Annotated in this window: 26 protein-coding genes; 15 read left to right on the forward strand and 11 right to left on the reverse strand. The window is 67.7% G+C overall.

What is annotated here, in order from left to right; all coding sequences use genetic code 11:
• Positions 1-618 precede the first annotated feature (618 nt).
• The 6 genes from Psi02_RS34755 (at position 619) to Psi02_RS34780 (ending at position 6905) form a co-directional block, all read left to right on the forward strand.
• Positions 619-963, forward strand: a complete 345-nt coding sequence (locus Psi02_RS34755; protein WP_203980105.1) for a hypothetical protein — start codon at positions 619-621, stop codon at positions 961-963.
• A complete protein-coding gene (locus Psi02_RS34760; protein ID WP_203980106.1) occupies positions 942-2000 on the forward strand; it encodes a molybdopterin-dependent oxidoreductase in 1059 nt (352 codons plus the stop codon). The genes Psi02_RS34755 and Psi02_RS34760 overlap by 22 nt, the downstream gene beginning before the upstream one ends.
• Positions 1997-4177: an NAD(P)/FAD-dependent oxidoreductase gene (locus tag Psi02_RS34765; RefSeq protein WP_203980107.1), complete on the forward strand. Its 2181-nt coding sequence runs from the start codon at positions 1997-1999 to the stop codon at positions 4175-4177. Before Psi02_RS34760 ends, Psi02_RS34765 begins: the two co-directional genes overlap by 4 nt.
• Positions 4170-5588: a hypothetical protein gene (locus Psi02_RS34770; protein WP_203980108.1), complete on the forward strand. Its 1419-nt coding sequence runs from the start codon at positions 4170-4172 to the stop codon at positions 5586-5588. Before Psi02_RS34765 ends, Psi02_RS34770 begins: the two co-directional genes overlap by 8 nt.
• Positions 5589-5865: 277 nt before the next feature.
• Positions 5866-6342 carry a hypothetical protein gene (locus tag Psi02_RS34775; RefSeq protein ID WP_203980109.1) on the forward strand — a complete coding sequence of 159 codons (477 nt, stop codon included), beginning with the start codon at positions 5866-5868 and terminating at the stop codon, positions 6340-6342.
• Positions 6343-6392: 50 nt separating this feature from the next.
• Positions 6393-6905, forward strand: a complete 513-nt coding sequence (locus Psi02_RS34780; protein WP_203980110.1) for an integrase core domain-containing protein — start codon at positions 6393-6395, stop codon at positions 6903-6905.
• Positions 6906-7103: 198 nt separating this feature from the next.
• Here the strand turns inward: Psi02_RS34780 and Psi02_RS34785 are convergent, their stop codons facing one another.
• The gene (locus tag Psi02_RS34785; RefSeq protein WP_239095425.1) at positions 7104-7706 is read right to left on the reverse strand and encodes a TetR/AcrR family transcriptional regulator; all 603 of its coding nucleotides are present in this window, start codon (positions 7704-7706) and stop codon (positions 7104-7106) included.
• A gap of 100 nt (positions 7707-7806) precedes the next feature.
• Between Psi02_RS34785 and Psi02_RS34790 the strand changes: the two genes are divergently transcribed.
• Together Psi02_RS34790 and Psi02_RS34795 are read left to right on the forward strand one after the other, a co-directional pair.
• Positions 7807-9162, forward strand: coding sequence for a carboxypeptidase regulatory-like domain-containing protein (locus tag Psi02_RS34790; RefSeq protein ID WP_203980112.1), 1356 nt, complete (start codon positions 7807-7809; stop codon positions 9160-9162).
• 313 nt (positions 9163-9475) lie between these two features.
• Positions 9476-9835 carry an ester cyclase gene (locus Psi02_RS34795; protein ID WP_203980113.1) on the forward strand — a complete coding sequence of 120 codons (360 nt, stop codon included), beginning with the start codon at positions 9476-9478 and terminating at the stop codon, positions 9833-9835.
• A gap of 61 nt (positions 9836-9896) precedes the next feature.
• On the opposite strand, the gene Psi02_RS34800 is transcribed toward Psi02_RS34795, so the two are convergent.
• The 7 genes from Psi02_RS34800 to Psi02_RS34830 all read right to left on the reverse strand — a co-directional run bounded on the left by Psi02_RS34800 (position 9897) and on the right by Psi02_RS34830 (position 16552).
• Positions 9897-10901: a hypothetical protein gene (locus Psi02_RS34800; protein ID WP_203980114.1), complete on the reverse strand. Its 1005-nt coding sequence runs from the start codon at positions 10899-10901 to the stop codon at positions 9897-9899.
• Positions 10902-10924: 23 nt separating this feature from the next.
• Complete coding sequence (locus Psi02_RS34805) at positions 10925-11404, reverse strand: hypothetical protein (protein ID WP_203980115.1); 480 nt, start codon at positions 11402-11404, stop codon at positions 10925-10927.
• A gap of 12 nt (positions 11405-11416) precedes the next feature.
• Entirely contained in the window at positions 11417-12640 is a 1224-nt protein-coding gene (locus Psi02_RS34810) for a macrolide family glycosyltransferase (protein WP_203980116.1), read from the reverse strand.
• Positions 12637-13605 (reverse strand): patatin-like phospholipase family protein, encoded by a 969-nt coding sequence (locus Psi02_RS34815; RefSeq protein ID WP_203980117.1) that lies wholly within the window; start codon positions 13603-13605, stop codon positions 12637-12639. The genes Psi02_RS34810 and Psi02_RS34815 overlap by 4 nt, the downstream gene beginning before the upstream one ends.
• Positions 13606-13696: 91 nt before the next feature.
• Positions 13697-14587 carry an aldo/keto reductase gene (locus Psi02_RS34820; RefSeq protein ID WP_203980118.1) on the reverse strand — a complete coding sequence of 297 codons (891 nt, stop codon included), beginning with the start codon at positions 14585-14587 and terminating at the stop codon, positions 13697-13699.
• Between the two features lie 462 nt (positions 14588-15049).
• A complete protein-coding gene (locus tag Psi02_RS34825; RefSeq protein WP_203980119.1) occupies positions 15050-15739 on the reverse strand; it encodes a nitroreductase in 690 nt (229 codons plus the stop codon).
• A gap of 408 nt (positions 15740-16147) precedes the next feature.
• Positions 16148-16552, reverse strand: coding sequence for a MarR family winged helix-turn-helix transcriptional regulator (locus tag Psi02_RS34830; RefSeq protein WP_203980120.1), 405 nt, complete (start codon positions 16550-16552; stop codon positions 16148-16150).
• 351 nt (positions 16553-16903) lie between these two features.
• On the opposite strand from Psi02_RS34830, the gene Psi02_RS34835 reads away from it, so the two are divergent.
• Positions 16904-17770, forward strand: a complete 867-nt coding sequence (locus Psi02_RS34835; protein ID WP_203980121.1) for a sensor histidine kinase — start codon at positions 16904-16906, stop codon at positions 17768-17770.
• Positions 17771-18172: 402 nt separating this feature from the next.
• On the opposite strand, the gene Psi02_RS34840 is transcribed toward Psi02_RS34835, so the two are convergent.
• Positions 18173-18781, reverse strand: a complete 609-nt coding sequence (locus Psi02_RS34840; protein WP_373317736.1) for a glycerophosphodiester phosphodiesterase — start codon at positions 18779-18781, stop codon at positions 18173-18175.
• Between Psi02_RS34840 and Psi02_RS34845 the strand changes: the two genes are divergently transcribed.
• The 6 genes from Psi02_RS34845 (at position 18745) to Psi02_RS34870 (ending at position 22093) form a co-directional block, all read left to right on the forward strand.
• The gene (locus Psi02_RS34845; RefSeq protein ID WP_203980123.1) at positions 18745-19404 is read left to right on the forward strand and encodes a lytic transglycosylase domain-containing protein; all 660 of its coding nucleotides are present in this window, start codon (positions 18745-18747) and stop codon (positions 19402-19404) included. The genes Psi02_RS34840 and Psi02_RS34845 overlap by 37 nt on opposite strands.
• The gene (locus Psi02_RS41205) at positions 19355-19630 is read left to right on the forward strand and encodes an NlpC/P60 family protein (protein WP_203980124.1); all 276 of its coding nucleotides are present in this window, start codon (positions 19355-19357) and stop codon (positions 19628-19630) included. Before Psi02_RS34845 ends, Psi02_RS41205 begins: the two co-directional genes overlap by 50 nt.
• Positions 19627-19848 carry a helix-turn-helix domain-containing protein gene (locus tag Psi02_RS34855; protein WP_203980125.1) on the forward strand — a complete coding sequence of 74 codons (222 nt, stop codon included), beginning with the start codon at positions 19627-19629 and terminating at the stop codon, positions 19846-19848. The genes Psi02_RS41205 and Psi02_RS34855 overlap by 4 nt, the downstream gene beginning before the upstream one ends.
• A gap of 535 nt (positions 19849-20383) precedes the next feature.
• Positions 20384-20689 carry a DUF427 domain-containing protein gene (locus Psi02_RS34860; protein WP_203980126.1) on the forward strand — a complete coding sequence of 102 codons (306 nt, stop codon included), beginning with the start codon at positions 20384-20386 and terminating at the stop codon, positions 20687-20689.
• 115 nt (positions 20690-20804) lie between these two features.
• Positions 20805-21428, forward strand: a complete 624-nt coding sequence (locus tag Psi02_RS34865; RefSeq protein WP_275415324.1) for an NAD(P)-binding domain-containing protein — start codon at positions 20805-20807, stop codon at positions 21426-21428.
• Between the two features lie 161 nt (positions 21429-21589).
• Positions 21590-22093, forward strand: coding sequence for a DUF421 domain-containing protein (locus Psi02_RS34870; protein WP_239095426.1), 504 nt, complete (start codon positions 21590-21592; stop codon positions 22091-22093).
• Between the two features lie 296 nt (positions 22094-22389).
• Here the strand turns inward: Psi02_RS34870 and Psi02_RS34875 are convergent, their stop codons facing one another.
• Entirely contained in the window at positions 22390-22809 is a 420-nt protein-coding gene (locus tag Psi02_RS34875) for a DUF1622 domain-containing protein (protein WP_203980128.1), read from the reverse strand.
• A gap of 466 nt (positions 22810-23275) precedes the next feature.
• Positions 23276-23479: a hypothetical protein gene (locus Psi02_RS34880; RefSeq protein WP_203980129.1), complete on the reverse strand. Its 204-nt coding sequence runs from the start codon at positions 23477-23479 to the stop codon at positions 23276-23278.
• Between the last annotated feature and the right edge of the window lie 39 nt (positions 23480-23518).

The following is a 23518-nucleotide window of genomic DNA, read 5'->3' on the forward strand; positions in this document are numbered from 1 at the left end:
ACATCACGACGCCGGGAAGACCGTCAAACGGACCTCGCCATGACTACGCGACGGCAAATCACAGGTTAAAAATCGAGCTAAGAGTTCCGTCGACCGAGGCGTGCAGTCGTGTAATGACGACGCCATAGGCTCAGACGTCGGATATGCACGCCGCGCCGGCGCCACTCACTGCGAACCGATGCATGATCTGTGTAGGCGCAAAGTGCCGCTTCTCGCGCACGGCCACGTACCTGACGGTGGCCGTGGCGGTCGCTTTCCCATCGCCTTGCCGATGAGGGTCCTAGCAGGTCATCGCCGACCTTGCTGAGGTGCGGTAAGCCGGCTTTCCTTTTGTCTGTCAACCTTTTGCCGCACCATGGGGAAATTGCCTTTCTGATGCCTTGAAGCGTGCCTGGCCGGCGATAGCCAAAGGCATCCGTCATGGGTTCGTAAGGGTTCGCGAAGTCCGGTCGCCGTACAGTTGCATCATGGCCATCGGTCGGCGCCTCGGACAATCCATCCGAATTTCTTCGTGACCATTACGTCATCGAATGAATATTGTTCGGCCCGGGGAATCGCACTGTTTCGCGAGGGCCAGAGATCGACACCACTCTCATGAGGGCTCCTGAGGGGGGAAGCGTGAGCAAGGAAAGCTTGGCCCCGCACGCAGGTGTCTTCGACGCCGTGCTCCGTATGCGGCCTGACGCGATGCCGGGCGACGGCCTCGGCACCGACCCGAACGTCGTGCCGCAACGCCTTCAGGGATTGCCTATACGGAGCGGCGCGATAGTCGCCGGACTGTCCATCCCCAGGTCGGGGAGCAAGGCGGGGGACTTACGTGTGCCTCTGGCCGAGCGGGCGGAAGACCGGTCGGTGCCGGCAATCGTCTCCGTCGATGGCAACGGCCTATTGGCCTGGGGCTACGGATCGCTCCCCTTCGGGCATCAGTTGGAGGCTGGGCGATGGTTCTCGAATCCGCGGTGACCGATGCCCAAGTGAGAGGGGCGCCTGGTGGGGCGGTCATCACGCTCGTGCAGGGTGTCTCCGGGCGCTTCACGAGCCGGCTGCACTCCGAGCGCGTCGCCGTTCAGCTCGGCGTCTGGCTCGGTGTCAGCTTCACCGTCGCGTTCGTGACGGGTCTGATCAGTCACTTCATGCAGCATCCGCCGGCTTGGATGTTGTGGCCCTCGCGACCGGTCAACCTGTATCGCGTCACGCAGGGAGTGCACGTCATCGGCGGGCCGGCCACGATCCCGCTGCTGTTCGGCAAGCTGTGGACCGTCTATCCCAAGCTGTGGCAATGGCCGCCGTTCCGCTGGACGTCGTACGTGCTCTACGGCGCCCTGGTCATCCACGTCACCAACGAGTGGGCCAAGGTCCGCAGGAACCTGTGGACCGCGGAGTGTGTCGAGACGCAGGAGGAGCCCCGATCTCGTCGGCGATTCCTCGGCACGGTCGCCGCCGCCTCCGGGCTGACGGTCCTGGTCACGGTGGGAGAGACGTTCGCGCCGCTGTCGAAGCTGGCGGTCTTGGCGCCGCGGGCTCCCGGCGTGGGGCCGCAAGGCGTCCCGGTGAACAGGACCGCGGTCGCGGCGGGCGTGAGCCAGATGATCCGCCGTCCGGACTTCCGGCTCGTCGTGACCGGTGCGGTGCGCTCGGAGTTGTCCTTGACGCTTACCGAGCTGTCGGGGATGCCGCAGCACACGGTCCGGCTGCCGATCTCGTGTGTGGAGGGGTGGAGCGCCGAGGCCGGGTGGACGGGGGTGCGGCTGCGCGACCTTGCCGAGCGTGCGGGCGTCGTCCCGGACGCCGTAATGGTGGTCGAGTCGCTGGAAAGGTCCAGCATCTACAGATCGAGCGAGGTGCGGGCTCCGCACTGGAACGACCCTCTCACCTTCCTGGCCCTCCGGATCAACGGGAGCGTGCTGGATCCCGACCATGGTTACCCCGTGCGGTTGATCGCTCCCGACCGCCCGGGAGTTCTGCAGACGAAGTGGGTCACCCGGGTGATGGTGTCATGAGTGCGAAGATCCGCCGCTGGGCCGGGTATGGTGCGGGCGGTGCGCTGATCATCACAGGGCTCGCGGGCTTGCTGGTGGATGCGGCTCGCACTCACCCATTTGGCTGGGCCCTGTGGTTCGGCGGTCTGATCGTGGCGCATGACGCGCTGGTCGTACCGGTCGTTCTGGCGGTCGGTGCGGCGTTCGCCGTGCTGCGCGAGCCCTTCCGGTCTCCCGCACGTGCGGGGCTGGTCGTCGCGGCCGTGGTGTGTCTCGTGGCCCTTCCCATGGTTCTCGGGATCGGCAGGAGGGCCGACAACCCCTCGCTGCTGCCCCTGGACTACGGCCGCAACCTGATCGCGGTCCTGACCGTGATCGCGCTCGCAGCCGCTTCAGCGATGGCCGTGTCTCACCTGCGGACCCGGCCGGAGGCCAGGACGCGGGTGCTGCTCGGCGCAGCCGCGGGGCTGACCGGCGGTCTGCTCGTCAGCTCCCTGATGGCCGTGCAGGGCATGCTGGACGCGACCGGCTGGGCGTTGTCTCTAGTGAACGCGGTGATTATGGGTGCCGTGCTGGGAGCGGTCGCCGGGCGGCGAGCACGCGATCTCGCCACCGCGTTCTCCTGCGGCGTGCTCGTCGGCCTACTCGACTGGGCCTCATGGCAGCTGACGCTGCGTCCTCTCCTCGACGGTGCGGTTCCCACCTGGTCGATCGGCTTCGCCGGCCGGTACTTCCGCGACCTGGTGGGGGACGTTCTCCTCGGCGGTATCGCCGGCGTGCTCCTGTACGCGGGATTGACCGCGCGCCAGGCCGCCGCGGCGCGATCCGCACCCGCCGTGTCCGCCGCGCCGGCCGCTCCGCCCCGGATCGTCATCATCGGCGGCGGCTTCGGTGGTGTGAGCACTGCCCGGCGGTTGGACCGCCACGCCGCCCGTGGCCTACGCGCCGAGGTCACCCTGATCAGCGACACCAACGCTCTGCTGTTCACCCCGATGCTCGCCGGTGTGGCTTCCAGCTCGCTGGAGCCGCGGCACGTGAGCGCGCCGGTGCGCGCCGCCCTGTCGCATACGGCGTTCCTGCACGGGCATGTGGACGCGATCGACACGGCACGCCGGGTGGTGCACGTGGCGACGGGGGAGCAGGGCATGGCTGCCGTGCCGTACGACCTTCTCGTCCTGGCCGTCGGCTCGGTTCCGCACTATTTCGACCTGCCCGGCCTGGCCGAGCACGCTTTCGCCTTGAAGACGATCGGAGACGCGACCCGTCTGCGCAACCACGTGCTGGGCATGCTGGAACGCGCCGACCTCGAGACCGGCAGCATCCGCGCGGAATTGCTGACTTTCGTCGTCGCCGGGGGAGGCTTCGCCGGGACGGAGTTGATCGCCGAGCTGTTCGACCTGGTGCACGGAGTGCTGCACCAGTACCCGAACGTGCGCGACGTCGAGCCCAGGTTCGTGCTCGTGCACGCCGGTGAGCGTATCTTGCCGGAGCTGTCCGCCGAGCTCGGCGAATACGCGCTGGAGCGGCTGCGCCGCCGGGGCATCGAGTTCCGTTTGAAGACCGTGGTCGCCGAGTCGCGCCCCGGCGCCGTACGGCTGGGCGACGGGGAGACGATCCCCACTCGCACGCTCGCGTGGACGGCGGGCAACCATCCGCACCCGCTCGCCGCGGCGCTGCCCGCTGAACACGGCCGGGGCGGATCCGTCGTCGTGGATTCGTTCCTGCGGGTCGCGGGAGTCGAGGGCGTCTGGGCGGTCGGCGACTGCGCGTTGATCCCCGGCGCTGATGGGCGGCCCTACCCTCCCACGGCGCAGCACGCGCTGCGCGAAGGACGGACGGTCGCCGACAACATCGCCGCCCTGCTCACGGGCCGTTCGCTCACCGAATTCCGCTTCCGGGGCATCGGCGTCCTGGTGGCGCTGGGCCACCGCACCGCCGTGGCCGAGATTCGCGGTCACCGGCTGTCCGGGCTGTTCGCCTGGCTGCTGTGGCGGGCGGTCTACCTGGCAAAGCTTCCTGGAGGGGAGAGGAAGGCGCGTGTCCTGGCTGATTGGTTGATCGAGTTGGCCTTCCCCCGGGACATCGCCCTCACGCCCTCCCCGTCACGACCGGCTCCAGAACCGAGGCCGTCCACCCCCGGCGCACCCATGAGCAACGGAACGACCGCCTCCTCCGCCCGTGGAGCGCGACATGAGTGAGCCGACGCGCGTCAGCAGAGGAGTCTTGGCCGGGGCCGTGTCCGGATTGGCCGGCGGGCTGGTGTTCGGCGTCATCATGGCGTTGATCGGCTTCCTCCCCACGGTCGCCGCCATCGTCAGGACCGACTCGATCCCGCTGGCCTTCGCCGTGCACATGCTGTTTGCGGCCATCATCGGAGCCGGCTTCGGGGTGCTCGTCGTCCGGCAGCGGGCACAGGCCAGGGAGTTGTTGTTCTGGGGACTCGTCTACGGCGCTCTGTGGTGGTTCCTCGGTCCGCTCACCCTGCTGCCGATCCTGCTCGGCAGGCCGGTCACCTGGGACGTCGCCAGTGGCCAGGCGCTGCTTCCGAGCCTCATCGGCCACCTTGTCTACGGCGCCGTCACCGCCGCCGCGTTCGCCTTCCTGAGACGCTCTCGAACGCCCGGGACGAGGCGGCTCCGGGTCGTGAGCGTGATGCGGGGCATGACCGCGGGGGTCCTCGCCGCGGTGGTGCTGGTCGCCGCACTGCGGGTCATGGCCGAGCAGGTGCCGTATGGCCTGCTCGTCACGGGCCTTCTCGCCGGCGCGGGATACGCGCTGCTTTTCGGCGACAGGCCGGAAGGGACCGGTCCCGCGCTGATCCGCGGCATGGCCTACGGCTTCGCGTGGTGGATCCTCGTGGCACTGACCGTTCCCTCCCTGGTCTCGGAAGGGACGCTGCGGTGGTCGGTCGCCGACGTGCGGGCCGCGGTGCCCCAGTTGCCCGCCCACCTGCTCCTGGGTTCGGGGATCGCCGCCACCTTCACCTGGCTCGGCGGCCTCGGACGTGCCCTGTTCGAAGACGACGTCCGGCGACTGCACCCCGGTGAGTCAGGGCCCGGCAGAGCGCGCGCCGCGGGATACGGCGCCGTGGCCGGCCTGGCCGGCGGCCTGGTGTTCGCCCTGGTGCTGTACCCGAGCGGCCTGCTGCCCACCGTGGCACGCCTGGCGCGCGCCACCACCGTCGGCCCCGGCCTGCTGGTCCATCTGGTGATCGCGCTGACCGTCGGCATCTCTTACGCGATCTTCTTCCGTGGTAGGAGCTTCGACCTGACGTCCGGGCTCGGCTGGGGTGTTTCCTACGGCTTCCTGTGGTGGATCCTCGGTGCCCTCACGCTGGCACCTGTCCTGCTCGGCGGGACTCCGAGATGGACCGCGGCCGACCTGGCGGCGGCCTTCCCCGCCCTGATCGGCCACCTGGCCTACGGCGCCACCCTCGGTGCGGTCTACCAGCGGCTCGAACAGCGGGCCAGTCCCTGGTGGCTCACCCGCGGTCAAGCCGAGGCCGAACGCAGAACCTCCATGCGCGAGCAGACACTCGGCTCAGCCCCCGCACTCTGGACCCTGGTCCTGCTCATGGCACTGACCATCCCCATCCTGATCACGAACTGACCGGCTCGAAGGACCACACGATTGCCGTACTCATTTCAGGACGCCACACCTCTACCGCCGGGAGCCGCACGGAGCGCCGCCCGTAAAAGACCCATTCAGCAGCTACTTGTAAGGTCGAGAGTGGTGAGCCGGGAAGTCTGGTCGGCAAATAGTCCGGCTGGACGATGACTGGAGCACCATGACCAAAGTGTCACGCGGGTGTGCCGTGCCAGAACTCGTGCGGGGTGGTTGACCTGGACGTCTACCCTCGGCGGTCGTGTCCTCCTGACTCCTGTATTTGATCTTCCTTCGTCTGATCGGCTGGTTCGTGTTGCTCGCTCGGAGCGAGGCGTCCAAGGATCTGGAAATCTTGGTGCTGCGTCATGAGGTCTCCCTGCTGCGGCGTCAGATCTGTCGGCCGCGACCGGACTGGGCTGACCGGGCGATCTTGTCCGCGCTCACGCGCGTCCTGCCGCCCCGGCTGCGGAGCCATCGGATCGTGACGCCGGGCACGTTGCTGGCCTGGCACCGCCGGCTGATCAAACGGCACTGGACCTACCCGACCACGAGCGGGCGCCCTCCGATCAGCGAGGAGATCCGCGATCTGGTCCTACGGCTGGCGCGGGAAAGCCTCGCTGGGGTCACCGGCGAATCCAAGGCGAACTCGCCGGACTCGGGCACCAGGTCGGTGAAGGCACCATCCGCCGGATCCTGGCTGCGGCCGGGTTGGGTCCTGCGCCCCGCCGGGCCTCGCCAACCTGGCGGCAGTTCCTGACCTCCCAGGCCACCGGGTTGCTGGCGTGCGATTTTCTGCACGTTGACACCGTGTTCCTCACGCGCCTGTACGTGTTCTTCGTCATGGAGATCGAGACACGGCGCATCCACGTCCTCGGCGTTACTGCCAACCCGACCGGGGCCTGGACCGCTCAGCAGGCGAGGAATCTTCTCCTGGACCTGGGTGAACGTGTCGATCAGTTCAGATTCCTCATCAAAGACCGTGACGGCAAGTTCTCAAAAGTGTTCGACGAGATGTTCACCAGCAGCGGCGTACGGATCATCAAGACCCCGCCGCGATCGCCCCGCGCGAACTGCTACGCCGAGAGATTCGTCGGCACATTGCGGCGCGAGTGCCTCGACCACCTGCTGATCTACGGGCGGCGGCACCTGCGGCGGGTGCTGGCCGAGTATGAACAGCACTACAACACCCATCGGGCTCACCAGTCCCGCGACCAAAGACCACCGCTGCACGATCCCGACCAGCCGATCGACCTCACGGCCGTGATCAAGCGCCGCACTACCGTCGCGGGCCTGATCCACGAGTATCGAAGAGCTGCCTAACGATCACGCGTAAGCCCAGGTGAGAGGGCGACGATGAGTTCTGGCACGGCACAGGCCTACGAGACTGCGAAGGGTCCCGGATGGCTTCCGGGACCCTGTAGATGTCGCTCTTGTCCAGGGCGTCATCAATCCTCCGGCTGGCGACCTCCTTGTTGACCGACCTTCCAGGCAACGCCCAGCGTCCAGCAAGTGCGGCGGTCAGGAGGCGGGGACGGAGAGGCCCGCGGCCAGGTGGTCGAACGCTTGGTCGATGAGCGCTTGCAGGCCCTTGATCCCCGTTTCCGGGGCCCAGGTGGTGAAGGCCGCGCGGAAAACCGAGATCGTGGTTCCTGCGAGCAGCCGCGGATAAAGGCTGCCCGCCGGGCACCCGATGCGATCGGTGAGGGTGTCGACGAGCCTGGTCTCGACGCGAAAGACTGCGTGCAAGATCTTCGTCCTCAGTTCGGGACATGCGCTGAATAGCTTCTTGCGTTCATCCCAGCCGGTCTGTGCGGCGAAGCTGGGCAGGGTGTCGTCCATCGCTCGGCGCAGGGCTATGAGCGGTGGTTCGCGCGACGGCCGCGCGGCGAGTTTGGACACGAGTTCGTCGGTGAGGCGCTGGTCCCAGGCAAAGAGTGCTGTCTCCTTGCTCTCGAAGTAGTTGAAGAAGGTCCGGCGGGAGACTCCGGCGGCTTCGCAGATGTCGTCCACGGTGACCGTCGAGGCGCCATGCTCAAGGAAGAGCTGGATCGCCGCAGCGCGCAGAGCCTCGCGAGTCTCGACCTTCTTGCGTTCACGCAGCCCTGGAACCGCACCCTGCATGTTGATCAAGTCCTCTCGCCACAGGAAAGGCCAGCGTACTCAGGTAGATGTGTGCACCCGTGCAGTATTGCACGCGTGCAAGTTCGCTATGCTGCGCCACATGGCATCTGCGCACGCAAAGACGACACGTCCTGGCGAGATCATGCGGACACTCGTGATGGGGCTCTGGCTCCCCGCGCTCTTCCTGGCCGGATTGCTCTACTCCTTCCTGCCGGCCTTCCATCATCCGACGCCGCGCGACATCGAGGTCGCAGTCGCCGCTCCGCCTGCCAAGACAGCGCAGCTGCAACAGCAACTCGACACCGCCTTCCCGGGCGGCTTCTCCCTGCAGCCGGTCGGCTCCGCAGCCGAGGCACGCTCTGCCGTCCTGGACAACGACGCAGTGGCGGCATTCGCGCCGGCTCCGCACCATCCGCAGCTCTACGGCGCCCAGGCGAACGGCGCTGCCATGGAGTCGATCATTCGCCAGGTCTTCACCAGTGCGGGCCAGAACGCCGGCACTACCCTCGACTTCCACGAACTGGTCCCGACCTGGCCCGGAGACACCCTGGGCACCAGCCCGTTCTACCTGCTGATGGCCTGTACTCTTCCCGCCTACTTCCTGGTGGTCGCCATGCAGCGCGCGGTCGGTTTCAGCCGTCGAGCACATGTGGCCACGATCGTCGGAGGCGGCGCCGTCACCGCCCTCGCCTCTTACCTCACAGCCGCCTACCTGATGGATGCGATCCCGCAGCATCCACTTGTCCTGCTGTACCTGTTCCTGCTGACGCAGTCCGTGTCACTGACCTCTTACGGACTTGTGTCCTTTCTCGGCCCGCTCTTCCCCGGGGCCGCCGTCACGCTGTTCATCATGCTCAGCGTGCCCTCCAGCGGCGTCACCGTTCCCATCGACCTGATCCCGACATTTTTCCGCTACCTCCACCCCGTCCTGCCGATGGGCAATGCCGCTGACGCCCTGCGCAACGTCGACTACTTCAACGCCCAGCAACTGGGGCGACCCACCGCGGTGCTCTGCGCCTGGGTCGCGCTCGGCGCCGCTCTCATCGTGCTCGGGTACCTCAAGCACCTACGACAACTCGTACGCGAGGGACTGGCTGGCATAACCGGATATGTCCCCGCGCCCCCCGCGGAAGATCCCACCGCAGAGCTCCCCGAGCCGGTCGCCCTCCACCCGCATCGGCACCATTTCGGCGAACAGCCGCCGATGCTGACCGGGAGAGTCAGCGGCCCTGCCGGACAACCACTGCCTGGCGTCACGATCACAGTCACGGACCCGCACGGCCGCCAACTTCTCCATACGCGCACAGACCACTACGGCGAGTACGCAGCCACGGGGTTCCATGAAGGTCTCGGCATCGTTGTCGCCAGTGCCCCCGGCCAGCAGCCGGTCGCCACACGCTTACCACTCAGCACGGCCACACCTCTGAACCAGGATTTCATCCTCGTGCCTCGCTAACAGGCCGTTCCAGCACATACGAGAGGCCACCGAGCTACCACGATCGCCCATGATCACGCAGCCGCTGATCCACACCGTGACTTCCCTGACCGATGGCACGGACGTGCCGCCAAACGAGGTCGGCCGCTCTCCTGCAGCGTCGACGCATACGAGGTCTTTTTGCCAGCCTGAAGCGATTCTCCGCGTCCCGATAACCTGGTCTATTGGTGGCCCCAGACCGCGAGGAAGGGGACTCGCACATGTCGAACATGACCAACGTGATGGACGACCTGGTCAATGGGCTGAACGCGCATGACCTGGAGGCCGCTCTGCTGTGTACACCGACGGAGCCGTCCACGTGTCGCCGGCCGGCGTGGGCGAGGGTCGCGGCGAGATCGCCTCGTTCCTGGGCGCGTTCCTCACGGGCTTCCCCGACATTCACTGGACGCCTTGGAGCAGGGCCGTCGTCTGCGGCAACCTCGTGGTCACGCAGTGGGCCGTCACCTGTACTCACGGCGGCCCGTTCCTGATGCCGAACGGCGAGATCATCGAGGCCACCGGCCGGTGCGTCAACGTACGCGGGTGCTCGTTGCGCACCATGGACGGCGATCGCATCGCCGCCCACTGCGTCTTCTACGACCAGCTCGAGCTGTACGCCCAGCTCGGCGCCGAACTCGTTGTCCAACGCCCCTGATCACCGCGCGTGCCGGGCCTTGCCTCGGGCCGAGGGTACATTCAGGGCCCTGACTCTGTGATCAGCCGCGAAATGCCGAGAACCATCGAGACGGCCCTTGCAGGTCATCCCGGTGGTTCAGGGTTTTGTCGCCCTGCGCTGCCTTGGCCGACCCCTGAGGCGACGGATCATCTGTCGCAGCGGTCGCGCCGCGGTGGGCACGGATGAGTGCGATCACAGTGTCGGCGGTGCGGTCGAGGTAGCTGCGGCCATCGGGCAGCTGCGCCTCCGGGCTGATGTAGCTGCGCCGCCCCATGTGGGTGGCCGGGTCAAGCCGGTGCACGGTGATCTTTCCCAGGCGGGCGGCCCGATTCCATCCACTACGGCGGAACAGCCGCCAACGCTGAGGGAACATCCAGGTGCCGACCCGCTCAATCCAGTCGCTAGCACTGGTGAGTCGATGCAGATGATGGGCGTGGGTGAGATCGTTGGCGCCGTTGTGGAACCCACCGAGAGTGATCAGCAGAAGCGGGGTGCGCAGTTGGGCGCGCAGTTCTTCAACCGCGCCGGTGGCGACCTGGGCGCCACCGCTGTAGCTGAGCAGCACCACGGGTATGCCACTGTCGGGCTGGTAACCGGCGAGCCGCAGGTGGTTGGCGACCTGAGTGCCTACGGCGCGGTTGTACAGGGGACGGTACCGGTGGTCGGCGGCGACAAAGATCTGCATGACGTTGTGCAGGAACAGCAAGAGCCCGATGTGGTGCCGGAGCCACTCCCACGCAGGCCGATTGACGAGCGGGTCGGCCAGCGGGGAGTAGGGCTGCACCTGACCCAGCACCCGTAGCTCAGGCGCTCCGGCGATCAGGGCCTTGACCAGCTGCCCCCCGTCTCGGGTGTCGCGGAAGCGGCGTTTCCCGATGCCGTCCAGATAGACCAGGTAGGCGTCCGGAGGCCGATCGGGGTCCGCACCCCGGGCGTAGGGCATGCCCTCTGGGAGCTCGGTGGTAGGAGTCCGCCAGCCGACGGTGTAGGTCATCACCTCGTGGCGGGCGAGCAGAGCTTCTGCGAGCAGGATCGGACCAAGCACCAGGACAAGGAGTGGGAAATCGATTATGTGATCAGCTCCTGTGCACCGGTGACGCCAACCTTCGCGACCAGGCGCCGAACAGCATCGATGGCGGCGGCCAGCCCGACTCCGGCGATGGCCACGCAGCCTGCGGCAGCCCACCAGCCCAGCCCCGTCGTCGCGGCGAGCGGGGCGACGAGACCGACCCCGACCCCTCCGAGGAGCAGCAGGTGCAGTAGGGGCCCGAGCAGCGGGAACGCGAGAACGGCGGCGAGAAGCAGCGGGGCAACCAGGCCGGGTGTCCAGGTTAACGCGACGCCTGAGGGTGGAGCGGACAGCATCAGCTGGGCAACGGTCCATGCGGTCAGTGGCCACAGCGCGAACACAGCGCCTTCGACCACGGCGCCGATCAGCAGGAATTCGGCGGCAACGGGCCGCGACACGCTGGGCCGGCGAGCCACCAGAGGCAGGAGCCGCCCGAGGGCCTCGGACAGTCCGGCGAACAGCAGCACGACGACGACCATGGGTGACATCGCTCAGCGCTCCCGCGGCGAATCCGCCGGGGCCGGCCGGCTGAACCGGCCAGCCCGGTGCAGGTAGCGCTCGAGTTCGTCGGCGGCCCGCAGATATCCGCCGGCCTCGCGCTGGGCGACCCGCAAGCCTTCCGCCGCGGCCCGGAAGCCTGGCTCGTCGAGCAGGCGCCGGGCGAGCGCGTTCACGCGTCCCGCGTCGGCGTCCTGGGTGCGGATCGACAGGCCGGCGCCGAGCTCGACGACTCGCCGGGCCACCAGCGGCTGATCCGCGCCCTGTGGCACAACCAGCATCGGAACCCCCGCGTGCAGGGCTTCGTTGGCGCTGTTCATCCCACCGTGAGTGACGAACAGCGCAGCACGGGCCAGCACCTCTGGTTGCGGCACGAACCGGCGGGCGAGCACGTTGACCGGCAGCGGGTCCAGCGCGGCCGGATCGGTGTGTCCGGTGGCGACGATCACGGTGCCGCCCAGTGGCGCGAGCGCGGTGGCGAAGGCGCACAGCAGTCGCGGGCCGGCGTCGAACACCGTGCCCAGCGAGGCGTACAGCACCGGGGCCTGCAGGCGGTCGGCCGGGAACGACGGGACGGGTGGACGGGCACCGATGCTGGGGCCGACGAACTGGTACGACTGGTCGAAGTCGTCGGCGCCGGGCTGGAACGCGCGTGAGGTGAAGACCAGGTTGAGCGGCTGACGCACGTTCAACAAGTCGAGCAGGGGCAACCCATGGGTGTCGTAGTGCCGGTACAACCCCCACCGAGAACGCAGGTAACCCTGAACATCGCGGGGCCGGGTCGCCGCCGCTGCCAGCAGTTCCCATGTGGCGCGGGTGGGGCTGGGCACATGCCGGTTGAACGCGAACATGGTGAATAACGACGCCGCTGGCACGTCGAGTTCGCGGGGGGCGACCGCGCCCCAGGGGCAGGCGGAGCCGTGGACGATCAGGTCAGGCCGGACCTCACGCAGATCAGAGAGCACAGCAGGCAGCAGACCGACGGCGGCCCGCGCGAGCCCTTCCAGCAACGTGACCGGCATCGGCGGATCGGGGAGCGGTGGGTCACCCCCCGGGTAGAGGTACACGGTCGCACCGGTGGCCTCGATCTCCTTCGAGAACGCGGGCGAGGTGTGGTAAGTGACGGTGTGGCCACGACGAACAAGCTCGGCTACGACCGGCAGCGTCGGATTGATGTGCCCGTGCATGGTGATGTTGAGGAACGCGATAGTGCTCACCGGCCGACCCCCGATACGGAGGCAGCCCGTGCCTTGCCCAGGTCGGCCGATGTCGCAGGAGGACCGTCGACCCGATACAGGCCGGGCCCACTGATGCGCAGCTCGTCGAGAAAGCGCCCCGCCGCGAGGGAGGCAGTATTGATCAGCCGCTGGGAGTGGCCGAAGTCCCACGGGGCGGGCCAGGTCTCGATGCCGGTCGGCAGCACGACGGTCGGAATCTGTTTGGATACCTCGTGCAGGTCGCGCTCGATCTGATGGTGCCACAGCAGCAGCCGTGCCCTGGCGGCGACCGCGCCGGCCCGCCGGGGCGGGATGGTCGGGCGAAGCGGCCAGCTCTCCGGCCCGGTCATCAGCACCACCACGCTGGCCGCCCCTGCCTGCTGGGCCGCCAGTACCGGGACATAGGCGATCACCCCGCCGTCTACGAGCGTCCGGCCTTCCCGATCCACCGGGGGTAGGACCCCCGGAATGGCGGCGCTGGCCAGCAGCGCGGACTCGAGATCTCCGTGGTCGAGCAGCACCTGAGCGCCGGTGGCCAGATCCATGGCGACCGCCGTGAAGGGGACCTCCAGCTGTTCGATCCGCGACGGCAGCACGGCCCGAGTGATCAGCATGCGCAGGCCGCGATCGGTGCAGATGCTGGCCCGCGAGGGCAGGTAGCCGAGTGGAAACACCTCACGGCGACGCAGGTGGGTCCACACGCGATCCAGCCATGGTGCGGCCTCACCGGGGTGGGCGGCCGCGACTGCTCCGTTGAGGGCGCCCACCGAGGTTCCGATGATCAGGTCCGGGACGAATTCTCGCTGTTCCAACGCGTGCCCGATTCCGACATGCGCAGCCCCGAGCACTCCTCCGCCCCCTACCACCACCGCCACGGGACGGGGAAGGGCACGCAGGCCCGCCGAATTCGAGCCGTTGTCCGCCCGGCTCGGTAACGAGGAACGCGTCCCCTCGTCGCCCCTCATTGGTTGACGCTTCTCATAGCCGTGACCACCCGGCCGGTCGCCCTCGCGCCACTGAGAGCCGAGGAGGCCGATCTCCAGCGATATGTAACCCTCATGATCCGCCCTCTCTCACCACGGCGGATGCTCGCGGCGGCTGCGGCAGGTTGGCGAGGTCCTCCTCGGTGAGGGTGATCGACCGGGCGGTCAGGTTCTCCTCCAGGTGGGCCACGGAACCAGTACCAGGGATGGCCAGGGCGACCGGGGACAGGGCCAGCAGCCAGGCCAGGGCGACCTGATGAACGGTGGCGCCGTGCCGTTCGGCGACCTTGGCCAGGCGGGGATCGTTGATATCGGCTCTGCCGCCGCCGAGGGGGAAGAAGGGGACGAAGGCGATGCCGGCTTGCGTGCAGGCGTCCAGGACGGCCATCTCGTCACGATCGGCGATGTGGAAGTTGTTCTGGACGGCCGCGACAGGAGCGATCGTGCGGGCCTCCGCGAGATGGCCGGCATCGACGTTGCTGATGCCCAGATGGCGGATCAGGCCCTCCTCGCGCAGTGCGGCGAGCACCTCGAAGCGTTCGGCGAGCGACTCTCCGTGCGGGGGTTCGGCCATGCCGATGCGCAGATAGACCAGGTCAAGGCGATCCATGCCCAGGCTTTCGAGGTTGGCTTCGACTTGTGGCCGAAGATCGGCGGCGGTGCCCTGGCCGGGACCATCGGGCCCGAAGACCGGGCCGACCTTGGTGGCGATGACCAGGGCGTCCTGGTACGGGGACAGGGCTTCGCGGATCAGAGCGTTGGCACGTACCGAGCCATCCTCGCTGCGATAGAAGTGGGCGGTGTCGATGTGGTTGACACCGAGCTCAACGGCGCGGCGCAGGACGGCGCGGGCGGACTCGGGGTCGCGGGCGGGTTTGCCCGGGGCGCCCTGGAGCAGGCGCATGGCGCCGAAGCCGAGCCGGTCGACCGTAAGGTCGCCGCCGAGGCGGAACTGATCGGTCATGTCTCTCCTTTTGATGTGTTGCTTGCGAGAAGACGGGTTCGGGAGGCGCCGAAGCAGGACTCTTCTGAACCAGAAATTCCACTTCTTCAGGCACTGGAGGAAGTCGACGTGCCGAGCGTCGTCATTCGGTGATCACGGCAGCACTGCGTTGGACGACTCGCGGCCGTGTGCCGCCTGGACATGAAGGCGGCGACGTCCGCTCGGCTGATCGTCGGGTTGCCTTTCATCGGCGGCCGCTCACCCGTGCTGTGTGTGCCCTTCGCGGGGCCATGGGTCAGCTTGGTCGGGTAAGACCACTGTCCAGTCCAGCCCGCTGGAGCGATGCGCTCCTGCGCGATCTCCTTGTCGCCTTGATCGACCGCAGCGGCGTGCGGTGGATCAGCTTCTGCGTGATGCTCGTCCAGTCGTAGGTGTGGCTGACATCGAAACGACGACAGCCACACCAGGCGGGAGACGGCCTCGTCACGCCGCGTGTGATCGCAGTGCTGCACCCTCGACGAACGTGACCGTCTCCTCGAGCGGGGCCCGGCCCGTACGGGCGTAACCCACCGTGACGTCCTCGAACCCGATCGACATGCCGCAGAAGAGGATCAGCCCGTCCGGGGGCGACAGGACCTCCGCTACGGTTCTGCGATACACCGACCACGCCATCTGCGGGCAACTGTGCAGCCCCTCGGCGCGGAGCAACAGCATGACGGTCTGCAGATACATGCCGACGTCGGCCCATTGGGGCCGGCCCAGGTCGCGGTCGATGTAGCAGAACAGGGCGGCGGGCGCGCCGAAACAGTCCCAGTTCGCGGCGGCGGCTCTCTGGCGCGCCGCCCAGTCCTCGCGCGAAATACCGAGTTCGCCGTAGCGTTCCTTGCCGAAGGCGAATCGGCGCTCGCGGTAGGGGGACTTCAGCGCGGGCGGGTACGTCTCGTACTCCCGCTCGTCCCCGGGGTCGCCTGCGGCCACGCGCTCGAGGGCGCGCTTCTTGAGCTCGGCCAGCGGCGCACCGGTCAGCACGTAGGCGTGCCACGGCTGGAGGTTCGATCCGGACGGCGACCAAGCTGCGGCGGACAGCACGCGCTCCAGCGCCTCCCGCGGGACATGCCGATCGGTGAATCCGCGCACCGCCCGTCGGCTTTTGACTGCCTCATAGACGTCCAAGATCACCTACCTCCTCATCCCCTCAACGTGTCCGACTCTGTTACGTTCGCGACGGTATCATCAATGATGGTATCATTCAATACCATTTGGTGGGTATATGAGCCTCGCAACATCGCGAGGAAGATGACTCGCACGGGAACCGACCGCGAACGTTGCCGTCGCCTACTACTCCGCTACAGGAACAATCTTCACGCTGGCCGACGAGGTACGCGCCGGAGCCGAGGCACGCCTCGGAACGTCCAGGAGATCGCGCCTGTACAAGCGGTCACCCGTGGCAACGCCTGGGCGGAGAAGTCTGACCGTGGCCTGAATCAGGGCGACGCGGCGACGCTGGTCGCAGCTCTCAAGGCCGGGTCCGTCGGGAAAGCCGCCTGAGACGGAGCGTGCCCAAGCGGCAGGCAACCGGGCTTACGCCTCATCGCCTGGGGGATAGGCGAACCGGGTCAACAGATCCCTCAGTTGCTCGGGCTCGCCGGGCCCCAGTTGGGCGACCAGACGCTCAGCCAGCGGCTCCGCCGCCACATGGGCTGCATCGAAAAGCTCGACGCCCTGAGGCGTGATCTCCACTGCCCGCACCCGCCGGTCCCCCGGAACGGTCTTGCGTACGGCCAGCCCCCTACGCTCCAGATCGTCTACAACCCGCATGATTCCCGCCTTGTCCGACCCCGTCGCCGCCGCCAGGTCCCGCTGCATCGTGGCTCCACGGTCGACTAGCACGATCAGCACGGCAAAATGCCGCAACTCGATGCCGAGCGGCCGAAGCGCCTCCGTCATCACCGCGGCCGCGCGCCAGTGCGCCTGGCGCAGCAGCAAGCCGAGAGCGAAAGGCGAGGCGTCCCCAGGGCGATCGGTCGCACGCAAAGGGGTGGTTCTGTGAGGAGTGTCACCGGTCATGAGGACATATTACCCGATACCCTTTCATTTGATATGGTATCATTTGATATTAAATGCCGTGCTGTTGATGACGGACGGGGAGAGCGTCCCGTCGATTCTCCCCGTGGAGCGCCGACGGACCGGGCCTCGGCGGGTTCGCTCGAGGTGGTGATCGGGGAAGTTCGCCGCCGACCTCGAGTGGCGGCAGAAGGTCGGTTCGAGCATCTCGTCGGCTCCGTCGCCGGCCCATGCGACCTGGGATCGGCGATGACGGCCTGAGGGGGCAGTGAAATGAATGTGTTCGCTGACACGGCAGACATAGGGCAGACGCTCGGGCCGATCCAGCTCCTGCGCGCGCAACTGGCCGCGATCAACGTCAGCGACCTGAGCACCCGCATCCCGCAACCGCCCGGCCGCGGCGAGATCGCCCAGCTGGTGCGCACCATCAACCACACGCTCGGACGTCTGGAGCAGGCCAAAGCCTCGACCGAACGAGCGCTGCAGCGGCAACGCCAGTTCGCCTCCGACGCCTCCCACGAGCTGCGCACCCCGCTGGCCGGCCTGCGCGTGCGACTGGAGGAGGCCCAGATGCATCCCTGCGTCACCGACCTGCCCGACCTGATCGGGCACGCGCTGGAGGACCTGGATCGGGTTCAGGACATCATGACCGACCTGCTCCTGCTCGCCCGGCTGGGCGCCACCGTCCCCCAGGCCACTCAGCACGTCGATCTGACCAACCTGATCCGCACCGAGATCAGCCGGCGTACCGATCTCCACCCGGCAGTCTTGAACCTGGCCGACAGGGTCGTCGTCGATGCCGTGCCGGGGCAGATCGCAAGGGTGCTGACCAACCTGCTGGACAACGCGCAGCGGCACGCCACCAGCCAGGTACGGGTACGGCTTCGCCACTCGGCAACGCACGCCGAGCTGGCGGTGAGCGACGACGGCGACGGCGTGCCCCCGGCCGACCGAGAACGGATCTTCCAGCGGTTCGTCCGCCTCGACGCCGCCCGCAGCCGTGACCGCGGAGGCACCGGCCTGGGCCTGGCCATCGCCCGGGACATCGCCACCGCCCACCACGGCACCCTGCACGTCCACCAAGCCGCGATCGGCGGGGCCAGCTTCATCCTGCGCCTGCCCCTGAGCGCCCCCGCCTAGTGATCCTCAACCCATGGTCCGGCCCGCTACAGGGAGCCGAGGAGTATCCGCGCGCTTCAAACGCTGACGCCCGGGCGTCAGCGTTGACGTGGTGGAGCGGGTGTAGCTCGGCCACCGGCCTCCTCGGCAGTACTGGCGTCGCAGCTGTCTCCACTTGACGCGGCGGTGTCTGCGCCGGATCCACCGCAGGGCCGTTGACGCTTGCCTCTTTCTCGATCTTCTGACGCTCCCGTGTGACAGGCGGAAGCCCGTCGTTGGCGCTGTGCCTCCTTCGGGTGTTTTAGAAGTCGGTGATCCAGGTCGCAAGGCCACCGACATTTTCTGGTGGCCCTGTCGGCCCACGCCCCGGGCAGCGGAATAGGACGCCTCCCCACGCCAGGGAAGCGGCACTGGGGACGCCGGTCAGGCGGCGCGCTGATACATGTTGATCTCGTCCACGGTGGTCAGCTTCTCGAAGGACTCGTCATCGGCCTTCTCGTTGCCGGCGCGTTGGTCCGGGGTGGCGGCCAGTTCGCTCAGCACGTCTGGCTTGTCGGTGATGATGCCGTCTACGCCGTAGGAGGTCATGCGGCTCATGTCGTCGGGATCGTTCACGGTCCAGGTGAAGATCTTCATGCCGTTGTCGTGTACGCACTTGACGTAGGAGGGGGTGACGTCGGCGTACGGCGGGTTGATCTCGTCGGCGAATTTGGCGAGGTCGTCGAGATCCGCGGTCCTCGGTGTCCCGAGCAGGCCGATGGGCACCTGGGGCAGCTCCTTGTTGAAGGTACGCAGGGAGTCCCTGTCGAACGACTGGATGACGAGCCGGTTCTCGCTGAGCCACGAGGAGTTGCGGCGCAGCGTGCCGGCGATGCGGCCCTCGATGCCCGGGTAGAGGTGCGGGGACTTGATCTCCAGCCGCAGGTCGAGCCCGCTTCCCCGCATCGCGCCCAGCGCCTCGCCGAGAGTGCCGGCTGATCGTGGCAGCCGTATGCGTGGCCATCGGATTGCCTCTCGGGCTGATCCTCGGATTCACGGCAATGGGCGGCTCGCCGGGCTGCGGCCGCGGCCGGCCGGAGGGCATCCCGCCTGACTACCTGCGCCTGTATCGGCAGGCAGCGGACGCATACGGCATCCCGTGGGCGGTACTGGCAGGGGTAGGGAAGGCCGAGAGCGACCACGGGCGTGGCGTCGCTACGGGAATCCGCGCGGGCGCCAACGCCGCTGGTGCGATGGGGCCGATGCAGTTCCTCGGCTCGACCTGGCAGGCCTACGGCGTGGACGGTAATGGCGACGGCCGAGCGAATGTCTACGACCCGGCTGACGCGATCCCCTCGGCGGCGCGATACCTGAAGGCGAGCGGCGCACCCGCCGACCTGTATCGCGCGATCTGGCGCTACAACCACGCGGACTGGTACGTGCGTCGTGTGCTTGAGTTCGCCCGCAAATACTCCTCCGAGCCTGTGGGGGAGGAGTTCTGCTCGTTGCCTGTCGCACCTAGTGCCGCCGCGGGGCGGGTCATCGCGTATGCGCGGATGCAGCTCGGCAAGCCGTACGCGTGGGGCGCTGAAGGGGCCAGGCTCATTCGATTGCTCGGGCCTGACGATGCGTGCCTATCAGTACGCCGGGATCGCGATTCCGCCCGTGGCCGCTGATCAGTGGCGGCGTGGTCCGGTGGTTGCTCGCGGCCAGGAGCAGGCAGGCGACCTTGTGTTCATGCATCCGCAGTCTGCTGGGCCGGGGCATGTCGGTGTGGTGGTCGGGCCAGGTCAGATGATTCACGCGCCGCGTACCGGCGATGTGGTGCGATACGCGTCCTATTCCGCTCGTTCTGACGTGGTCGGGTTCACCCGGCCGGCTAGCTACTTGGAGAAGAGATGAAGGTCCTAACGCTGGCGGAGCTGCAGCACCTACCGGCCACCATCGACCTGCTTACGGCCGCGCGGGCCCTTGGCATTGGCAGGACCAAGGCGTACGAGCTGGCCAAGAAGGGCGAATTCCCGTGCCGAATCATCCGCGTAGGCGTGGCCTACCTGGTCCCAACGGCAGAGTTGCTGAAGCTACTCGGGATTGACCTGCCGATGTCGACCTCGTTGTAGCGACCGGTCCGCCGCGCTCGGCCCTGGCCCGGGCGATGGCCACGACACACGGCCGCGTCCCGTCCCGGCCGCGACAGCGGGCGTCGTTCGCGCAGGATGGGGCGGCTCCAACCGCACCAGCTCCGCCGCCGGGCGGCTCGGTGACTCGGCTGGACAGGTCGTCGACGTCGATGGCGGCCAGTTCGGTGCGGATGGCCGCGATCCCCTTCGCCGCGGGATGTTCTGCCCAGAGGTTGCGTACGCGGCTGACGGATGGCCGACCGACGCCCGGCGCCATCCGCCGCCTCATCCGTCCGGCTGTGCGTTCTCAAGACACGGGTAAGAAGGAGAGCCCTTCCCGGTACCAACGTTTAGTTGAACGCGCAAGCGGGCTCTGACTGCACCAACTCGACGCCTGGCTACGGCCCGTCGCCTCCGCCGGTGGTCTCGACTTGGAGAGGCCATCGAGGGGTGCGGGGTGGGTGCTTCCTGGGGCTCGCTCGGCCAGTCACGAGGGCGAATGTGGCCAGCCAAAGGATCGATGAGGGGAAACGGAATGAAGGCAGTGGTTGGGGAGACCGTCGTGGCCGAGGCTGCGAACGAGGCGGTAGTCAGGATGGAGGGGAATGCCTACTTCCCGCCGGACTCAGTTGTGGCCGGCGTGCTCCTCGACAGCCCAACGCCCTACACCTGTCCCTGGAAGGGGAGGGCGCAGTATCACGACGTCCTGGTCGGCGAGACGGTGCTCAGGGACGGGGCTTGGTCCTATCCGGACATCAAGGAGTCGGCGGCGGTCCGTGTTGGCCGCGACTTCAGTGGCTATGTCGCTTTCGATGTGCGCCAGGTTCGGATCGAGAGCTGACCAATCAAGCCGATCATCCAACAACAGATGCGACGGACGAACCTCCAAGATCTCGCCCAGGAGATCCTCGCGCCGCCTGCGAAGGCCGCGATCTTCTTGACCGTGGTGGTCAGCCGTGGGCGCGAACCTGGTCCGCCGGCTCATGCGGGACGGCCATCGGTGTGTCGGGTACGCTCGCACTGAGAGCACCGTGCAGCAGCTTGCCGGTGAGGGTATGGTCGGCGCGGCCTCGCTGGCGGATCTGGTGGCGAAACTTGACAGGCCGCGCGTGGTCTGGTTGATGGTGCCAGCCGCGGCCGTGCAGCCCACGCTTGACCAGCTCGTTGGGCTGCTCGACCCGGACGATGTGGTGATCGACGGCGGAAACTCCTACTACCGGGACGACATCGCCCGCGCCGAGCAACTCGCCACGCACCAGATCCACAAGGTGAGCATGGTCGGGCGCACCGAGTCCCGGGCCCGCGCCGACGGTGTTACCGTCCGTATCGTGGAGTACGACATCGGCAAGGCCATGGTCCGCCGCGTCGGCTACACCGGCCGGGCGAACCTTGTCGTCGACGCCGGCCGCCGGGCACTCCTCGGGGCCACCTGCGTCGACTCAGACGTGGCTGACCTGCAGCACTCGGCCACCATCGCGGTGAACGCCGAGGTCCCCCTCGACCGGCTGTGGCACGCCGTTCCGCCGTTCCCGACCGTCAGTGAATTCTGGCTACGCCTGCTGGAGCAGTACGGCCTGTGAGGCTCGCGCGCCACCCACCGCAGCGCGTTGGCCGACCAGCCCGCCACCCGTCCCGATCCTCGTCCACGGTGGCTGGGGCGATCGGGTGAGGCGCTGGGTGGTCAGCCGGCCACCGTGCGGCGTTTGTCGTGCGCTCGGATGGGGAGGTGCGGACCGTGTCGATGGTGTTCGGATCCCTGCACGACCTGTGGTGGGTCGTGGCCAAGAGCCTGCTGCTATACGCCACTGCCGTGGTCTGCTTCCGCATCGGTGAACGTCGGACGCTGGCCGAGATGTCGGCGTTCGACTTCGTCGCGGCCGTTGCCGCCGGAGCTATCGTCGGTCGGGTGCCTAATGCGCATGATGCCGGTTACCTGGCCGGCGCGGCGACCCTGGTAACGATCCTCCTCGCCCACCGGCTCACCGCCCGGCTGCGCTTCCGGCCGTTGTTCGCCAAGCTGATCGACCACCCGCCGCGACTGCTGGTCGCCGACGGCAAGGTGCTGGACGCCGAGCTTCGCCGCAGCGGCCTGACCCGCCATGACCTGTACGGCCTGTTGCGCCAGCACGGCGTTGACGAGCTCGCCTCCGTGCGGTTCGTGGTATTCGAACAACGGGGCCAGGTGTCGGTCGTGCGGCGCGGCGCTGCCCCCACCGACACAGAACTCCTGCGCGACCTGTCATGAGTCGGCCAGGAACACCAGCTCCATGCGCTGCCACACACCCGGGCCAGCCCTGCCGGTCATAGTGATGGGCAACGCCAGCATGGAGGTACGGCGCGTCGCGCACCGGATCACCACCAGCAACGACGACGAGGGCTTCGCCAACGCGGTCCAGCGGTACGTGCTGCCCCGTGGTTGAGCTGGAAGACCGGCGGAGCACGCCCGGGCCGACGGCCCGGCTGGACAACCGGGCGCCGCACCGTCGAACGTGCGGGCCTCCTCGCTGCGGTAGAACGCGGCCCGTAAGCGCGGTGAGCGCTTCAACCCTCCGCGTCCGGGCTTGCGGATGGGCCCGCCCGGTGTGTCCGGGCCGCCTGAGCCACCACTGTGGCCCCGCTGGTCAGGGCGCGCCGCCATGGCGGTACCCCGTCGATCTCGATCTGGAGGGAGAAGCTGAGGAACGTCCTGATCAAGACGATCAACCCGAGGACCGTCACGCTCTGGAGCGTCGGCGAGATCGTCACGGTACGGATCAGGTCGGCCGCAACCAGGATTTCCACGCCCAGCAACAGCACGCCACCGAACGTCTCACGCAATGCCTGGTATCCACGGCGGCCGCCCGCGGCGCGCCAGATCCGTGCCGCAACGATGACCGACCACACCAGGCCCAGGATCAGGACACCGACGCCGAACGCCTCGAAGCTCTGCGCCACGTGTTTCATCACGTCCGTGAAAGCCATTGCTGAAGCCCCCGTGGTGCTTTCCTCAACCGTGTCGTTCCACGCGATCAGCGCGTACTCGGAACTCGGTCCGCCCGTCCCCGCTGGCGGGGCCGTCGGGCCGCCACGACGAGGACCTGACCGGCCGTCGCCATTGGCTGGCGTTGCAGTGCACCCAGACTAATACGTGAATGGACCCCAGCCCAGGTAGGCGGCAGCGGACCCAGGCCGTTGATCGTGGGCGAGGGTCACGTCAGGCGTGCAGGTCAGGCGGCCAGTTCCAGGTGACCGTATGGCCCAGGGCTTCGAGCTTGGCGCTCTCACCTGGCCGGATGACATTCTCGGCAAGCGCACGGCTCGCGCTACCGCCTGAACTGGATCACTTCGGAACGTGTGCGTGTCGATCTGAGCGCGCAGACTCTTCAGCCATTCCAGGTCGCGTATGAACGCCTCCGTATCCGGTCCGAGTGCCCGCCGTTCCCACCGGTCACAGCCGCTCTCCCAGCACTGACAGGAAGCGGCGGGACAGCGACCGGGAGTCCGCCTGGTCCAGCTTCGGCCGCGCTGTCAACTCGGTTCCGAAGGCGTAGTTCTCCAACATGCACGAGAAAGGAACGACGTCGACCCGCAACTTCCGCTTGCCGACCTGGCTGGTGAGCGCCTCGAGCACGTTGGCGAACTGGTCCGACAACTCGGCGACCTCCGGGTCGGGGCGTCTCGTCGCTTCCGT

It is taken from the genome of Planotetraspora silvatica, assembly GCF_016863315.1.
Taxonomy (GTDB): domain Bacteria; phylum Actinomycetota; class Actinomycetes; order Streptosporangiales; family Streptosporangiaceae; genus Planotetraspora; species Planotetraspora silvatica.

Excerpts from the sequence above, each read along its gene's own strand:
- Psi02_RS34760 (WP_203980106.1), top strand. The coding sequence starts at position 942 with ATGGTTCTCGAATCCGCGGTGACCGATGCCCAAGTGAGAGGGGCGCCT.
- Psi02_RS34805 (WP_203980115.1), bottom strand. The coding sequence starts at position 11,404 with ATGGTCGTCGTCGTGCTGCTGTTCGCCGGACTGTCCGAGGCCCTCGGG.
- Psi02_RS34860 (WP_203980126.1), top strand. The coding sequence starts at position 20,384 with ATGAAGGCAGTGGTTGGGGAGACCGTCGTGGCCGAGGCTGCGAACGAG.
- Psi02_RS34820 (WP_203980118.1), bottom strand. The coding sequence starts at position 14,587 with ATGACCGATCAGTTCCGCCTCGGCGGCGACCTTACGGTCGACCGGCTC.
- Psi02_RS34785 (WP_239095425.1), bottom strand. The coding sequence starts at position 7,706 with ATGCAGGGTGCGGTTCCAGGGCTGCGTGAACGCAAGAAGGTCGAGACT.
- Psi02_RS34790 (WP_203980112.1), top strand. The coding sequence starts at position 7,807 with ATGGCATCTGCGCACGCAAAGACGACACGTCCTGGCGAGATCATGCGG.
- Psi02_RS34870 (WP_239095426.1), top strand. The coding sequence starts at position 21,590 with ATGGTGTTCGGATCCCTGCACGACCTGTGGTGGGTCGTGGCCAAGAGC.
- Psi02_RS34875 (WP_203980128.1), bottom strand. The coding sequence starts at position 22,809 with ATGGCTTTCACGGACGTGATGAAACACGTGGCGCAGAGCTTCGAGGCG.
- Psi02_RS34770 (WP_203980108.1), top strand. The coding sequence starts at position 4,170 with ATGAGTGAGCCGACGCGCGTCAGCAGAGGAGTCTTGGCCGGGGCCGTG.
- Psi02_RS34765 (WP_203980107.1), top strand. The coding sequence starts at position 1,997 with ATGAGTGCGAAGATCCGCCGCTGGGCCGGGTATGGTGCGGGCGGTGCG.
- Psi02_RS34855 (WP_203980125.1), top strand. The coding sequence starts at position 19,627 with ATGAAGGTCCTAACGCTGGCGGAGCTGCAGCACCTACCGGCCACCATC.
- Psi02_RS34835 (WP_203980121.1), top strand. The coding sequence starts at position 16,904 with ATGAATGTGTTCGCTGACACGGCAGACATAGGGCAGACGCTCGGGCCG.
- Psi02_RS41205 (WP_203980124.1), top strand. The coding sequence starts at position 19,355 with ATGCGTGCCTATCAGTACGCCGGGATCGCGATTCCGCCCGTGGCCGCT.
- Psi02_RS34815 (WP_203980117.1), bottom strand. The coding sequence starts at position 13,605 with ATGAGGGGCGACGAGGGGACGCGTTCCTCGTTACCGAGCCGGGCGGAC.